General features: G+C 72.0%; 10 protein-coding genes. 7 read left to right on the forward strand and 3 right to left on the reverse strand.

Annotation, left to right across the window (positions count from 1 at the left end):
* The first annotated feature begins 91 nt into the window (after positions 1 to 91).
* The 6 genes from ACFYUS_RS04190 (at position 92) to ACFYUS_RS04215 (ending at position 9,197) form a co-directional block, all read left to right on the forward strand.
* Entirely contained in the window at positions 92 to 2,974 is a 2,883-nt protein-coding gene (locus ACFYUS_RS04190) for a putative bifunctional diguanylate cyclase/phosphodiesterase (protein ID WP_388845531.1), read from the forward strand.
* A gap of 214 nt (positions 2,975 to 3,188) precedes the next feature.
* A complete protein-coding gene (locus ACFYUS_RS04195) occupies positions 3,189 to 5,036 on the forward strand; it encodes an acetolactate synthase large subunit (RefSeq protein ID WP_388845534.1) in 1,848 nt (615 codons plus the stop codon).
* A gap of 31 nt (positions 5,037 to 5,067) precedes the next feature.
* Positions 5,068 to 5,595, forward strand: coding sequence for an acetolactate synthase small subunit (ilvN, locus tag ACFYUS_RS04200; RefSeq protein ID WP_128978596.1), 528 nt, complete (start codon positions 5,068 to 5,070; stop codon positions 5,593 to 5,595).
* 119 nt (positions 5,596 to 5,714) lie between these two features.
* Entirely contained in the window at positions 5,715 to 6,716 is a 1,002-nt protein-coding gene (gene ilvC / locus ACFYUS_RS04205) for a ketol-acid reductoisomerase (RefSeq protein WP_383797005.1), read from the forward strand.
* 236 nt (positions 6,717 to 6,952) lie between these two features.
* Positions 6,953 to 8,542, forward strand: coding sequence for a phosphoglycerate dehydrogenase (serA, locus tag ACFYUS_RS04210; RefSeq protein WP_388845537.1), 1,590 nt, complete (start codon positions 6,953 to 6,955; stop codon positions 8,540 to 8,542).
* Positions 8,543 to 8,618: 76 nt separating this feature from the next.
* Positions 8,619 to 9,197, forward strand: coding sequence for a TetR/AcrR family transcriptional regulator (locus ACFYUS_RS04215; RefSeq protein WP_388845540.1), 579 nt, complete (start codon positions 8,619 to 8,621; stop codon positions 9,195 to 9,197).
* 15 nt (positions 9,198 to 9,212) lie between these two features.
* Here ACFYUS_RS04215 and ACFYUS_RS04220 read toward each other — a convergent pair whose 3' ends face one another.
* The gene (locus ACFYUS_RS04220) at positions 9,213 to 10,040 is read right to left on the reverse strand and encodes a hypothetical protein (protein ID WP_388845543.1); all 828 of its coding nucleotides are present in this window, start codon (positions 10,038 to 10,040) and stop codon (positions 9,213 to 9,215) included.
* On the reverse strand, positions 10,037 to 10,390 hold the full coding sequence (locus tag ACFYUS_RS04225) for a hypothetical protein (protein WP_388845545.1): 354 nt from the start codon (positions 10,388 to 10,390) through the stop codon (positions 10,037 to 10,039). Before ACFYUS_RS04225 ends, ACFYUS_RS04220 begins: the two co-directional genes overlap by 4 nt.
* A 97-nt stretch (positions 10,391 to 10,487) precedes the next feature.
* Here ACFYUS_RS04225 and ACFYUS_RS04230 point away from each other — a divergent pair, with 97 nt between their 5' ends.
* Positions 10,488 to 13,514 carry a CHAT domain-containing protein gene (locus ACFYUS_RS04230; protein WP_388845548.1) on the forward strand — a complete coding sequence of 1,009 codons (3,027 nt, stop codon included), beginning with the start codon at positions 10,488 to 10,490 and terminating at the stop codon, positions 13,512 to 13,514.
* Between the two features lie 13 nt (positions 13,515 to 13,527).
* Here ACFYUS_RS04230 and ACFYUS_RS04235 read toward each other — a convergent pair whose 3' ends face one another.
* Positions 13,528 to 14,640: a PucR family transcriptional regulator gene (locus ACFYUS_RS04235; protein WP_388845550.1), complete on the reverse strand. Its 1,113-nt coding sequence runs from the start codon at positions 14,638 to 14,640 to the stop codon at positions 13,528 to 13,530.
* Positions 14,641 to 14,793: the final 153 nt, after the last annotated feature.

Consider the following 14,793-nt stretch of genomic DNA (forward strand, 5'->3'; position numbering starts at 1 on the left):
CTGTGACGGGCACGCCCCCGGGCAGGGGGACGAGCCGGTGGCGCGGCCGCATGACGCGGCCGGGTGCGGCGGACCGGCGCCGGAGGACCCGGTGAGCGCGCCCGGGGCGGTCATCACGCGACGCCCCGTCGGCGGCTCCGGCCACCCGGACCCCGACCGTCCCCGCCTCGGCGGGGCCGTCGCCCAGCTCGCCCTCGGGCTCGTCTGCGCGGGCTACACCACCGGCGCCTCGCTCGGCTGGGGCTCCCCCCGACTGGCGCTCTTCATGGGCGACTTCGGGCTCAGCGCCGCCGCCCTCACCGCCGCGGTCTCCTGCTTCCTCTACGGCCGGGGCCACCGCGGCAGCGCCCGCCCCGCCTGGCTGCTCTTCGCCTTCTCCTCCTTCATGGCGGCCGCGGGGAACGCCGTGTGGGGCTGGTACGAGGTCGTGCTCCGCACCGAGGTGCCCGACTCCTCCGCCGCCGACCTCTGCTTCTTACTCTTCGCGCCCCCCGCCATCGTCGGCCTCCTCGTCCTCGCCAAGAAGCCCGTCACCCGGGCCGGCTGGGTCTGCCTCGGGCTCGACGCCTGGCTCATCGGCGGCTCCCTGCTCACGCTCTCCTGGAGCCTCGCCCTCGCCCGCACCGCGCACGTCGAGGGCGAGTCCGTCACCCAGGCCGCACTGTCGCTCGCGTACCCGCTGCTCGACATCGTGCTCGTCAGCATGGTCCTCGTCCTGCACTTCCGGCGCTCGCAGGCCAACCGCTCCGCGACCAACACCGCGATCGCCGCACTCGCCCTGACCGTGCTGTGCGACGCCCTCTTCACCTCGCCGCTGCTCCGCGCGAGCTACGCCTCCGGACAACTGCTCGACGCCGGCTGGTTCGCCGGCTCGCTGCTCCTCGCGTACGCGCCCTGGGGCGTGCGCCGCCCGCCGGACGCCGCGCGCGGCCCCTCGCTCCACAGCCGCCCCGTCGCCGGCTCGCTCGCGGCCCTCACCCCGTACCTCGCCGCGGCCGTCTGCACCCTCGGCATCCTGTACAACGTCGTCGAGGGCCGCCGGGTCGACCGCGTCGTCGTCCTCACCGGCTGCACGGTGGTGCTCGCCCTCGTCGTGCGCCAGGGCATCATGCTCCTGGACAACATCGCCCTCACCCACGAACTGGCCCAGAAGGAGAACCACTTCAGGTCGCTCGTGCAGGGCTCCAGCGACGTCATCATGATCGCCGCGCCCACCGGGACGCTGCGCTACGTCAGCCCGGCCGCCACCGGGGTCTACGGACGCGAGGCCGAGGAGCTCGTCGGCTCCGAGCTCTCCTCCCTCATCCACCCCGAGGACCTCGGCTCCGTCGTCCACGAGCTACGGCGCTTCCTGGCCGTCTCGCCCACCGAGGAGCCCACCACCCGGATCGAATGCCGCTTCCGCTCGGGCCGGGGGGGCGCCTCCCGCTCCGGGGGCACCTCCCGGCCGGAGGCTGGGGGAGAAGACGGGAGCGGGGGAGAGTGGCTCAACGTCGAGTCGACCGTCAACCGCCACCAGGGCGGCCTGATCTTCAACAGCCGGGACGTCACCGAACGCGTCCGCCTCCAGGCCCAGTTGCAGCACAACGCCGAGCACGACCCGCTCACCGACCTGCCCAACCGCGCCCTCTTCACCCGGCGGGTCCGGCAGGCGCTCGGCGGCCGCCGCTCCTCCGACCCCGGCACCGCCGTGCTCTTCATCGACCTCGACGGCTTCAAGGCGGTCAACGACCGCCTCGGCCACCAGGCGGGCGACGACCTCCTCGTCCAGGCCGCCCGCCGCCTCCACGACTCCGTACGGGCCGGGGACACCGCCGCCCGGCTCGGCGGCGACGAGTTCGCCGCCCTCATCCTCGGCGACGGCGGCCGCGACCGCACGGCCCGCCGGAACCAGGTCCAGGAGATCGCCGACCGGCTCCGGCTCACGCTCTCCCAGCCCTACCGCGTCGACGGCGGCAACGAGGTGCGGGTCGCCGCCTCCATCGGCGTCGCCTTCGCCGAGCCCGGCATCGAGGCCGGCGACCTCCTGCGCAACGCCGACCTGGCCATGTACCGGGCCAAGGCCGCCGGCAAGGACCGCGTCGAGCTCTACGCCCCGCAGATGCAGGCCGAGGTGGTCCGCCGCACCGAACTGGCCGCCCGGCTGCGCACCGCCCTCCACGACGGCGAGTTCGCCCTGCTCCACCAGCCCGTCGTCGACCTCGCCACCGGCCGGATCTCCGCCGTCAGCGCCCAGGCCCGCTGGCGCTCCTCCCAGGGCATCCTCTTCACCCCCGCCGAGTACCTCCGGGTCACCGACGACGGCGAGCGCACCGCCGAGCTCGGCCGCTGGCTCCTCGAAGAGGCCGTCGAGCAGGCCGCCGAGCGGGCGGGAATCGGCCACCGCACGCCCGTGGCCGTCCGGCTCTCCGCCGGCCGTCTCCTGGACCGCTCACTGCCGCTCGGCTCGGTCGAATCGCTGCTCACCCGCTACGGGCTGCCCTCCGGCTCGCTGATCGTCGAGCTCGCCGACAGCGACCCCCGGACCTCGCTCGACGAGCTGGAACAGCGCCTGGTCGCCCTGCGCCGCCTCGGGGTGCGGATCGCGCTCGACGGATTCGGCAGCGGGCACATGGCGATCAACGCCCTGCGCAGGCTTCCCGTCGACATACTGAAGCTGGACCGGGGGCTCGTCGAAGGCGTGGTCGAATCGGCCCGCCTCCGTAAGATCACCAGCGGAGTGCTCCGCATCGCCGGCGAGCTCGGCCTGCAGACCCTCGCCGAGGGCGTCGACGTCCCGGAGCAGGTCATCGCCCTGCGCGCGATGGGCTGCAGCCACGCCCAGGGCATGGCCTTCTCGGGCCCGCTCGACGAGTACCGGCTGCGCAGGGCCCTCGTACGGGACGAGTACCCGCTGCCCGGAGCGGTCCCCGTCCGTGTCGGGGACCGTCCCCCGATCGGATCACATTCTGAGACGTCCGTCCCACCCACTTGACAGTGACGAGGGCGGAGAGGGAGGGTCAGTGCCATGCGCACCCGAATTCTCGTACTTGGAAAGCGCGTCGGCTGAAGCAGGGCCTCCCAGGTCCGCTGAGAAAGCACCCGACGCGCTCCCCTCGCTTGCCTCACGGCACGAGGGGTTTTTTGTTGCACCGGCTCACCCCAAAAACGTCCCAAACCCTCGCAAAAACCCTCTGCCTCGAGAAGAGATGCTGATGACCGAGCAGGCCACCGGGCACCATCCGCAGCCGCGGCCCCGTAACGGCGCGCAGCCCACCACAGTCGAGCACGTGACGGGTGCGCAGTCCCTCATCCGTTCTCTCGAGGAAGTGGGCGCCGACACCGTCTTCGGCATCCCCGGCGGCGCGATCCTCCCCGCCTACGACCCGATGATGGACTCGAAGCGGGTGCGCCACATCCTCGTCCGCCACGAGCAGGGGGCGGGCCACGCCGCCACCGGTTACGCCCAGGCCACCGGCAAGGTCGGCGTCTGCATGGCGACCTCGGGCCCCGGTGCGACCAACCTCGTCACCCCGATCGCCGACGCGCACATGGACTCGGTCCCGCTCGTCGCGATCACCGGTCAGGTCGCCTCCAAGGCGATCGGCACGGACGCCTTCCAGGAGGCGGACATCTGCGGCATCACGATGCCGATCACCAAGCACAACTTCCTCGTCACCAAGGCCGAGGACATCCCGCGGACGATCGCCGAGGCCTTCCACATCGCCTCCACCGGCCGCCCGGGCCCGGTCCTGGTCGACATCGCCAAGGACGCGCTCCAGGCGAAGACCACCTTCAGCTGGCCGCCGCAGACCGACCTGCCCGGCTACCGCCCGGTCACCAAGCCGCACGCCAAGCAGATCCGCGAGGCCGCCAAGCTGATCAGCGCCGCCAAGCGGCCCGTCCTGTACGTCGGCGGCGGCGTCATCAAGGCCGGCGCCACCGCCGAGCTGAAGATCCTCGCCGAGCTCACCGGCGCCCCGGTCACCACGACCCTGATGGCGCTCGGCGCGTTCCCCGACAGCCACCCGCTGCACGTCGGCATGCCGGGCATGCACGGTGCCGTCACCGCCGTCACCGCCCTCCAGAAGGCCGACCTGATCGTCGCCCTCGGCGCCCGCTTCGACGACCGCGTCACCGGCAAGCTCGACAGCTTCGCCCCGTACGCCAAGATCGTCCACGCGGACATCGACCCGGCCGAGATCGGCAAGAACCGCGCCGCCGACGTCCCGATCGTCGGTGACGCCCGCGAGGTCATCGCCGACCTGGTCCAGGCCGTCCAGGCCGAGCACAGCGAGGGCAACAAGGGCGACTACACCGCCTGGTGGAGCGACCTGAGCCGCTGGCGCGAGACCTACCCGCTCGGCTACGACCTGCCGGAGGACGGCAGCCTCTCGCCGCAGCAGGTCATCCAGCGCGTCGGCCGGCTCGCCCCCGAGGGCACGATCTTCGCCGCGGGCGTCGGCCAGCACCAGATGTGGGCCGCCCACTTCATCGACTACGAGCAGCCGGCCACCTGGCTGAACTCCGGCGGCGCCGGGACGATGGGCTACGCGGTCCCCGCCGCGATGGGCGCCAAGGCCGGCATGCCGGACCGCACCGTCTGGGCCATCGACGGCGACGGCTGCTTCCAGATGACCAACCAGGAGCTCACGACCTGCGCCCTGAACAACATCCCGATCAAGGTCGCCATCATCAACAACGGCGCCCTGGGCATGGTCCGGCAGTGGCAGACGCTCTTCTACAACCAGCGCTACTCGAACACCGTCCTGCACTCCGGCCCGGACGACGTCCAGGCGAACAAGGGCACCCGCGTCCCCGACTTCGTCAAGCTCTCCGAGGCCATGGGCTGTGTCGCCCTGCGCTGTGAGGACCCGGCCGACCTGGACAAGGTCATCGCCGAGGCCAACGCCATCAACGACCGCCCGGTCGTGATCGACTTCATCGTCCACGAGGACGCCCAGGTCTGGCCGATGGTCGCCGCCGGAACCTCGAACGACGAGGTCATGGCCGCGCGGGGCGTCCGCCCCGACTTCGGCGACGGCGAAGACGACTGAGCGCGCAGAGCGAAGAGGAAGAGACCCAGACATGTCCACCAAGCACACGCTCTCCGTTCTCGTCGAGAACACGCCCGGCATCCTCGCCCGGATCGCCGCCCTGTTCTCCCGCCGCGGATTCAACATCGACTCGCTCGCGGTCGGTGTCACCGAACACCCCGACATCTCCCGCATCACCATCGTCGTGAGTGTCGAGGACCTGCCCCTGGAGCAGGTGACAAAGCAGCTCAACAAGCTGGTCAACGTCCTGAAGATCGTCGAACTCGAGCCCAGCGCTGCGATCCAGCGCGAGCTCGTCCTGGTGAAGGTCCGCGCCGACAACGAGACCCGCTCCCAGATCGTCGAGATCGTGCAGCTGTTCCGCGCCAAGACCGTGGACGTCTCGCCCGAGGCGGTCACCATCGAGGCCACCGGTTCGAGTGACAAGCTCGAAGCGATGCTCAAGATGCTGGAGCAGTTCGGCATCAAGGAGCTCGTGCAGTCCGGCACGATCGCCATAGGGCGTGGCGCCCGGTCCATCACGGACCGGTCCCTGCGGGCCCTCGACCGCAGCGCCTGAGGGTCGTCGACGGTCGACCGCGGGTCCGTCCCGCGGTCCGATTGACGAGACCCGAAAACTTTCCTCCCGCTCCCCGCCGTACGGTGGGACGCAACACCAGCACTTCAAGGAGATACCCAGTGGCCGAGCTGTTCTACGACGACGACGCCGACCTGTCCATCATCCAGGGCCGCAAGGTCGCGGTGATCGGCTACGGCAGCCAGGGCCACGCCCACGCGCTGTCGCTCCGTGACTCCGGTGTCGACGTCCGCGTCGGTCTCCAGGAGGGCTCGAAGTCCAAGGCCAAGGCCGAGGAGCAGGGCCTGCGCGTCGTCTCCGTCGCCCAGGCGGCGGAAGAGGCCGACCTCATCATGATCCTGACGCCGGACCCGATCCAGGCCCAGGTCTACGAGGAGTCCATCAAGGACCACCTGAAGGAGGGCGACGCGCTCTTCTTCGGCCACGGTCTGAACGTCCGCTACGGCTTCATCAAGGTGCCCGAGGGCATCGACGTCGCCCTGGTCGCCCCGAAGGGCCCGGGCCACCTGGTCCGCCGTCAGTACGAGGAGGGCCGCGGCGTTCCGTGCATCGCCGCCGTCGAGCAGGACGCCACGGGCAAGGCCTTCGACCTGGCGCTCTCGTACGCCAAGGGCATCGGCGGCACCCGCGCCGGCGTCATCAAGACGACCTTCACCGAGGAGACCGAGACCGACCTGTTCGGTGAGCAGGCCGTCCTCTGCGGTGGCACCGCGGCCCTGGTCAAGGCGGGCTTCGAGACCCTGACCGAGGCCGGCTACCAGCCGGAGATCGCCTACTTCGAGTGCCTGCACGAGCTGAAGCTCATCGTCGACCTCATGTACGAGGGCGGCCTGGAGAAGATGCGCTGGTCGGTCTCCGAGACCGCCGAGTGGGGCGACTACGTCACCGGCCCGCGGATCATCACCGACGCCACCAAGGCCGAGATGAAGAAGGTCCTCGCGGAGATCCAGGACGGCACCTTCGCCAAGGAGTGGATGGCCGAGTACCACGGCGGCCTGAAGAAGTACAACGAGTACAAGACCCAGGACGCCAACCACCTCCTGGAGACCACCGGCAAGGAGCTGCGGAAGCTCATGAGCTGGGTGAACGACGAGGAGGCGTAAGCCTTCGGGCGAGGGGCCGGACACTGTGTCCGGCCCCTCGCCGCATCGTTGGACACCCCGTCCAACCACGGACGGGTGATCCTTCCAACGAGGCGCATGAACAGCGCCGATGCACCACTACACTTCTCAACAACATCGCGTCTGGCCCACAGCGTCGTGCGCTTTCACGCGGCAAGCCCCCTCCACCGCCTGCGGCCGTCGGGACGGCCGTCCGCACTGCCTCTGTGAGGACTCACGTGAGCTCGAAACCTGTCGTACTCATCGCTGAAGAGCTGTCGCCCGCCACCGTGGACGCCCTGGGCCCGGACTTCGAGATCCGGCACTGCAACGGTGCCGACCGGGCCGAGCTGATCCCCGCCATCGCCCATGTGGACGCGATCCTGGTCCGCTCCGCGACCAAGGTCGACGCCGAGGCCCTCGCCGCCGCGAACAAGCTCCGGGTCGTCGCCCGTGCCGGCGTCGGTCTGGACAACGTCGACGTCTCCGCCGCCACCAAGGCCGGCGTCATGGTCGTGAACGCCCCGACCTCGAACATCGTCACCGCCGCCGAGCTCGCGTGCGGTCTGCTCGTCGCCACCGCGCGCAACATCCCGCAGGCCAACACCGCCCTGAAGAACGGCGAGTGGAAGCGCTCGAAGTACACGGGCGTCGAGCTCAGCGAGAAGACCCTCGGCGTCGTCGGCCTCGGCCGCATCGGCGTCCTGGTCGCCCAGCGCATGTCCGCCTTCGGCATGAAGATCGTCGCGTACGACCCCTACGTGCAGCCGGCCCGCGCCGCCCAGATGGGCGTGAAGCTGCTGTCCCTGGACGAGCTGCTCGAGGTCGCCGACTTCATCACCGTCCACCTGCCGAAGACCCCGGAGACCATCGGTCTCATCGGCGACGAGGCGCTGCACAAGGTCAAGCCGAGCGTCCGCATCGTCAACGCCGCGCGCGGCGGGATCGTGGACGAGACCGCGCTGTACTCGGCGCTCAAGGAGGGCCGGGTCGCCGGCGCGGGCCTCGACGTGTACGCGAAGGAGCCCTGCACGGACTCCCCGCTCTTCGAGCTCGACCAGGTCGTCTGCACCCCGCACCTCGGCGCCTCCACGGACGAGGCCCAGGAGAAGGCCGGCATCGCGGTCGCCAAGTCGGTGCGCCTGGCGCTCGCGGGCGAGCTGGTCCCGGACGCGGTCAACGTCCAGGGCGGTGTCATCGCCGAGGACGTCAAGCCGGGTCTGCCGCTCGCCGAGAAGCTCGGCCGGATCTTCACCGCCCTCGCGGGCGAGGTCGCGTCCCGTCTCGACGTCGAGGTCTACGGCGAGATCACCCAGCACGACGTGAAGGTGCTCGAACTCTCCGCGCTCAAGGGCGTGTTCGAGGACGTGGTCGACGAGACCGTGTCCTACGTCAACGCCCCGCTGTTCGCGCAGGAGCGCGGTGTCGAGGTGCGCCTGACGACGAGCTCCGAGTCGCCCGACCACCGCAACATGGTCACCGTGCGCGGCACCCTGTCGGACGGCCAGGAGGTCTCGGTCTCCGGCACCCTCGCCGGCCCCAAGCACCTCCAGAAGATCGTCGCGGTCGGCGACTACGACGTGGACCTGGCGCTCGCCGACCACATGGTCGTGCTCCGCTACGAGGACCGCCCGGGTGTCGTCGGCACCGTCGGCCGGATCCTCGGCGAGGCCGGTCTGAACATCGCCGGCATGCAGGTCTCCCGCGCGGAGGAGGGCGGCGAGGCGCTCGTCGTCCTCACCGTGGACGACACGCTGCCGGCCCCGGTCCTCGCGGAGATCGCGGCGGAGATCGGCGCCGCCTCGGCCCGCTCGGTCAACCTGATCTGACACCTCGGCCGCACCCGTACCCGGTCGGTAGACACCCGTCTTACACAACTGTCTACCGACCGGGTACAGTGCTGTCATGGGACACAAGGAAGACCTCCTCGAAGGCGCGAAGCGCTGCCTCCTGGAGAAGGGGTACGGGCGCACCACCGCACGCGACATCGTCGCCGCCTCGGGCACCAACCTCGCCTCCATCGGCTACCACTACGGCTCCAAGGACGCCCTCCTCCAGCAGGCCTTCCTGGCCCTGACCGAGGAGTGGGGGGAGCAGGCCGGCGCTGCCGGGGCCGAGGGCGAGAAGGCCCTGCCGGCCGACCCGTACGAGCGTTTCCACGCCGTCTGGGAACAGGTCATCGCCGCCGCCGGCCCCAGCCGCCCCGTCTGGAAGCTCCAGACCGAGGTCGTCACCCGCATCGACGACGACGAGAAGCTCCGCGAGGCCATCAAGGAACCCCAGCGCGAGGGCCGGCTCGGGATGGCCGAGGGCTTCCTCGGCATCGACCCCTCGGCCGACCCGGAGAAGGCCCGGGTGGCGGGACTCCTCTGCCAGGCCCTGGCGACGGGCGTCATGATCCAGTGGATGGTCGACCCGGAGACCGCGCCGACGGCGGACGACCTGACGGAGGGGCTCAAGGTGCTGATGGGGGAGCGGGGCTGACCTGCGCGTCGGGCCTCACGCCCCCTTGCGGAAGCGCTCGCTCAACTGTCGGCCGAGGGCCGGGGTGACGTACCCGGACGGCAGGTCCACCCCGAGGTGCCGGGCGAGGTCCGCGGAGTACAGGTCGACCGCCGACTCCGTGAGGTCCGCCAGGTTGCCCACCGCTTCACGGCCGTGCCGCCGAGCGAGGAGCAGCAGCACGACGCCGGCCGGGGCGGCGGGCCACCACCAGGCCCCCAGGCCCAGATAGAGCAGGCCCCAGCCGCCCTGCGTCGAAGCCCTTGTCATCGCCCCTCGTGCGGCGATCAGGTCCGCCCGCCCGGTCTCCGGCAGGAGGAGCCACAACCGGGGCCAGGTGAAGGGGAAGTCGAGCCCGTACTGACCGTGGACCCGGACCCCCACGGCGCGCAGCCGGTCGCCGATCCACGTGGGTCTGGCCGGCTCGGTGAGCGCGACGGCGTTACGGGCCTCGACGCGGGCGGAGGCATGTGCGCGGCGCCACCGGTCGAGGCGTCGCCGGACGAGCCCGCCGACCAGCCGCTCCGGGCCGGAGACCAGCCAGACCCGCTCGACCAGGGCGCCGAGGCCGCGCGCCAGAAGTCCGATCGCGGTCCCGGCCAGCAGGATCGTCGCGGCCAGGATCACGGCGGACACCGGACGCTGGTCGTACCGGGACACGAGTTCCCCGGCGGCGTGGCCCAGCCGCCGCCGGTCGAGGGCGTGGCGCTGCCCCAGGACGGACGCCACCGCGGCGAACGCGGTGAACAGCAGGCCGGGCAGCGCCAGCAGGCTCACCCAGCGCTGGGCGAGGTGCTTTCCCAGTTCGGCCAGGAACCCGTTCATCCGAAGGAGAAGGGCTCGTCGAACACGCCGCATTCGGGCAGCGGGCCGCCGGGTTCGCGGGGCGGCGCCACCCGCCCGCACCGGCCGCCGGGGCAGCGGTAGGAGCCCGCGGGCGGCAGTGCCGGCTCCTGGCCCTGGAGCGTGAAGAACCCCCGTGTCCGGGCGGGGAGGCCGAGGCGGCTGCGGACCGGCTCCAGGACGGCCGCCGCCGGTCGCGTACCGCTCCTCAACTCGGCCAGGCTCTGCTCCAGTTCGGCGGACCAGCCCTGTCGCCCGGCTCGCCTGCGCACGTCTGCCAGCTCGGTGCAGATCCACTGCAGCGCGTGAGCGTCCTCGGCGGTGTTTTCCACGTGTTCGTCCCCCCGGTCGGATCTCGACGGAATAGTCTCATCGTTCTTACGGGAGGGTGCGGGTTTCCACGGAGCCCGCAGGACGACCAGGGGGATCATGAGCGTCCTGGACCTCGCTCTTGCCTTGGAGCAGTGGCTGAGCGACTACTACGACAGCGGGGATCCGGCGGTGTTGCGGGAGCCGGAGGCGGAGCGGCTGGCGGAGCGGCTGTACTACTCGTTCGACTGGTACGCCCCGATCTCGGGGAGGGTGGAGACCGCGCGGGCGGTCAATGCCGCGGTGCTGCTGGCCGATTTCCACTGGCGGCGCTGCGAGGACGCGATCGCGCGGGAGGTCGAGATCGCGCGTGAGGACGCGGGGCGCGCCGGGTGGCTCTACCACCTCGTGTGCGGATTCGCCCCGCACCTCGTTCCCGAGGCCGTGCTGGACATGTACGAGAAGGACGGCGACCGGATAGGCGACACGGTCTCCGCGAGCAGACTGGCGGCGTACGTCGCCCAAGGCGTCGAGCTGCTCAGGGAGGCGGAGGCGACCGGGGAGCTGCGGCTGCTGGAGGACGCCGCGTCGCTGTGCCTGTTCGCGGCCCGCGTGAACCCGAGGCGCGATCTGCTGTGGGCCGAATCCCTCGTCACGCTCGGGAACGTCTTCACGCGCGCCTACGAGTACACGGGCAGCGAGGGGGCCCTGGAACGGGCCTTCAACGTCACCGAGAAGGGAGGCGAGGCGATCCCGGAGGGCGACCCGTACCGCTGGCACTACTGCTCGGGCTTCGGGCACATCGCGCTCCGGACGTTCCAGCACACAGGGGATCTCGACGTGCTCGAAAGCGGGATCCGCGTGCTGCGCGAAGCGGCGTACGGCCCCTACCGGAGCACGCTCGGGCGCGGCGTCGTGCTCACCAACCTCAGTGCGGCGCTGATGGCCCAGTACGCGCGCACCGGGCGGGCCGAATCCGCCAAGGAGGCGTTCGAGGCGCAGTCCCGGGCCGTGGCGACCACTCCTCGCGATCACGCCCAGCTGCCGAGTCGCCTGGTGAATCTGGCGGGCCTGGTCGGGAACCACCCGGGCGTCGTCGCCCCGGACGGCGACCCCCACGACATGGCCGTCACGCTCCTGGAGGACGCCCTGTCCCTCCTCCCCGAGGGGAATCCCGACCGGCCGGGATGCCTCTACCAGCTGGCCGTGGCGCTGAGGGCGCGATTCGCCGAGAAGGACGACCCGAGCGACCTGACCGCCGCGGTGAAGGCGTCCCGGGCGGCGGTGGCGGCGGGCGGGGCCGGTGACTACCGCCGGTCGATGCTGTGGACGGGGCTCGCCCGGTCGCTGGGGGCGTACGCCGCTCATTTTTCCGTTCCCGGCGCCCTCGACGAAGCGGTGGAGGCACTCCAGAAGGCCCTGAGGGCCCTTCCCGACGCGCACCCGGACCGCCCGGACGCGCTCACCGAACTCGGGATGATGCTGGAGCGCCGCTTCGAGGGCGCCGGGAAACCGGCCGACCGTGAGCTGGCCCTCCAGCTCCTGAGCGAGGCGTACGAGCTCGACACGGCACCGGCGGAGGTCCGCGCGCGGGCGGCGGCCGCGGTCGCGGGCATCAAGGCCGCCGCCGAGGACTTCGCCGGCGCCACCGAGTGGTACGCCGACGCCCTGGAGCAGCTCGAACTGACCGCGTGGCGGGGCCTGACGCGCACCGACCGGGAACGCCTGATCGCGCGGTTCCCGAGCCTGGTCGCGGACGCGGCGGGCTGCGCCGTACGGGCCGGGCGGGCGGAGCGTGCCGTGGAACTCCTGGAACAGGGCCGCGGCATCCTGATCGCCCAAGCCCTGGAGACCCGCACCGATCACGCGGAGGTGCACAAGTGGGCGCCGGGGCTCGCCGACCGGCTCCGCCAGGTCCTCGACGAGCTGGAGCAGCTGCCGGACGGCCCGTACCGCACCGCCGACTGGGAACGGCAGGACCACTGGCGGGCGGACGAGCGGCGGGCCGCGCTGGCCCGCGAGCGGGAGAAGGTGATCAAGGAGATCAAAGCGCTGCCGCAGCTCGGCGGTTTCCTGGAGCCGCCGTCCTTCGCCGGCCTGTGCGCCGCCGCCGCGCGCGGACCGGTGGTCTTCCTCACCGCGAGCGTCCACGGCTGCGCCGCGCTGCTCCTGACCGGGGAGGGGGTCCGGGCGCTCCGGCTCGACCTGGGCCATGCCGAACTGGCCCTGCGGGCCACGCTGTTCCTCACGGCCCTCGATCCCGGACACCCGCCGCTCGCGGCACACGACACGATCCTGGAGACCCTGGCCTGGCTGTGGGGCGCCGTCGCGAAGCCGGTCCTCGACGCACTGGGCCACACGGAGCCGATGGACCCCGGAGGCGACGGGCCCCGGCTGTGGTGGTGCCCCACCGGAATCTTCACCCTGCTGCCGGTGCACGCCGCCGGGATCCATGAGGAGGACGGGAGCGGTGACACGGTGCCGGACCGGGTCGTCTCCTCCCTCACCCCGACGCTGCGGGCCCTGCTCCACGCCCGCGAGCGCCGCCGGCCGCCGGCCGGGCCGGACACCCGGGGCCTCGTCGTGGCCGTCCCCGCCACACCGGACCGGCGCGACCTCCCCGCCGCCGAGGAGGAGGCCCGTGCCGTGCACCGACGGCACCCGGACGCCCGGCTCGTCATCGGCCCGGACGCCACCACGCCGACGGTCCTGGAGGCGCTCGCCCACTGCTCCTGGGCCCACTTCGCGTGCCACGGCGCACAGGACGTCGCCGAACCGTCCAGAGCCGCCCTCATCCTGCACGACGGTCCGCTGACGCTGCGGGACATCGTCGGCCTCCGGCTGCCGCACGCGGAACTCGCCTTCCTGTCCGCCTGCGAGACCTCACGCGGCGGCGTCGTCCTGGCCGACGAGGCGATCAGCTTCGCGGCGGCCCTTCAGCTCGCGGGCTTCCGGGACGTCCTCGGCACCCTGTGGTCCATCGACGACTCGCTCGCACCGGTCGTCGCCGACCTCGTGTACGAGGACCTGTCCCGCCGGAGCGCCCCGGACCCGGCGTCAGCACTGCACGCGGCGCTGCGGACGGCGCGGGCGCGGCATCCGCAGGCGGTGGTGAACTGGGCGTCGTACGTCCACGTCGGCCCGTGACGGACGGCACCGCTCAGAGCCGGGCCGACTTCAGGGACATGTGGAGGAGGAGGCGGTCCTCGCCGTCGTCCAGGTCCAGGCCGGTGAGCTGTTCGACGCGGGACAGGCGGTAGTAGAGGGTCTGGCGGTGGATCCCGAGGGCGGCGGCCGTGCGGCCGGCCTGGCCGGCGTTGTCGAGGAACGCCTCGGCGGTGCGGGCGAGTTCGGTGTGGGCGGGGGCGAGGAGGGGAGCGACGGCGGGGTCGATCTCGGGGTGGTAGAGGGCGGCGAGCAGACGGTAGGGGCCGATGCCGGACCACTCCGCGACCGGGCCGAGGGTGGGCTGGGCCGTGGCGGCGCGGGCCGCGGTGTTGGCCTCGCGCCAGGCCGCCGGGAGCTCGGCGAGGCCCCGGCGGGGGCCGGCGATGCCAGCCGGGGCGGTGGCGCGCAGCCGGTCGGCGGCCGTGTGGGCGGGGGAGAGGTCCTCGGCCGTGCGCAGCCGTACGAGGACGGCGAGGGACTCGCCCTCGGGGAGCACGGCGACCGCCGCCGCGCCGGGGACCGCCCGGATCGACGGGGCCTCGCCCCGCCAGGGGGTCACGCAGACGAGGGTGTGCAGACCGTCCGCGCTGGGGCCGAGCGCCACCCGGAGCGCCGCGACGGCCATGTCGCTCTGCCAGCCGCGCCCGGCGGTCAGGACCGCGGCGAACTCGCGCGAGAGGTCGGCGTCCGCGCGCTCCTCGTCGGCGAGGAGGCCGCCGATCCGGGTGGCGACCTCCATCGCGGCCGTGAGCTGGGCGGGCGTGGGGCCGGGCTCGGCGTCGAGCAGCCAGACGTACCCGAGGACGACACCCCGATGGCGTACGGGGAGGCAGATGCGGTCCCGGAAGACCCCCGCGTCCGGAGCGGCCGGGATGCGGACCGGGCCCGTCGCCCGGGTGATGCCGAAGCCCTCGAACCAGGCGCGGACCGCCGGGGTCGACTTCCGGGTCAGGATCGACCGGGTCCGGACGGGGTCCATGGCGGTGTCGTCGTCGCTGTCGTGGGCGCCGAAGGCGATCAGCCCGAAATCGCGGTTCTCCAGCGTCGCCGGCGCGCCGAGCAGCGCGGAGATCTCGTCCACCAGTTCTTGGTAATCGCCCTTCACAGCGCCATTCTCGCACCCCCCTCAGACATATGTATGAGATGCCCGGCACGGATGCGTGACAGCTGTAGATGGCGGACGATCGGAGCGATCCGTAGGTTTCACGGTGGTTCTTCGTGCTGTTCCCGGTTTCTTGTGAAAAAGCGGGTACGGCAC

Source organism: Streptomyces sp. NPDC004284, from assembly GCF_042874035.1.
Classification (GTDB): Bacteria; Actinomycetota; Actinomycetes; order Streptomycetales; family Streptomycetaceae; genus Streptomyces.

Excerpts from the sequence above, each read along its gene's own strand:
- ACFYUS_RS04195 (WP_388845534.1), top strand. The coding sequence starts at position 3,189 with ATGCTGATGACCGAGCAGGCCACCGGGCACCATCCGCAGCCGCGGCCC.
- ilvN (WP_128978596.1), top strand. The coding sequence starts at position 5,068 with ATGTCCACCAAGCACACGCTCTCCGTTCTCGTCGAGAACACGCCCGGC.
- ACFYUS_RS04215 (WP_388845540.1), top strand. The coding sequence starts at position 8,619 with ATGGGACACAAGGAAGACCTCCTCGAAGGCGCGAAGCGCTGCCTCCTG.
- ACFYUS_RS04220 (WP_388845543.1), bottom strand. The coding sequence starts at position 10,040 with ATGAACGGGTTCCTGGCCGAACTGGGAAAGCACCTCGCCCAGCGCTGG.
- ACFYUS_RS04230 (WP_388845548.1), top strand. The coding sequence starts at position 10,488 with ATGAGCGTCCTGGACCTCGCTCTTGCCTTGGAGCAGTGGCTGAGCGAC.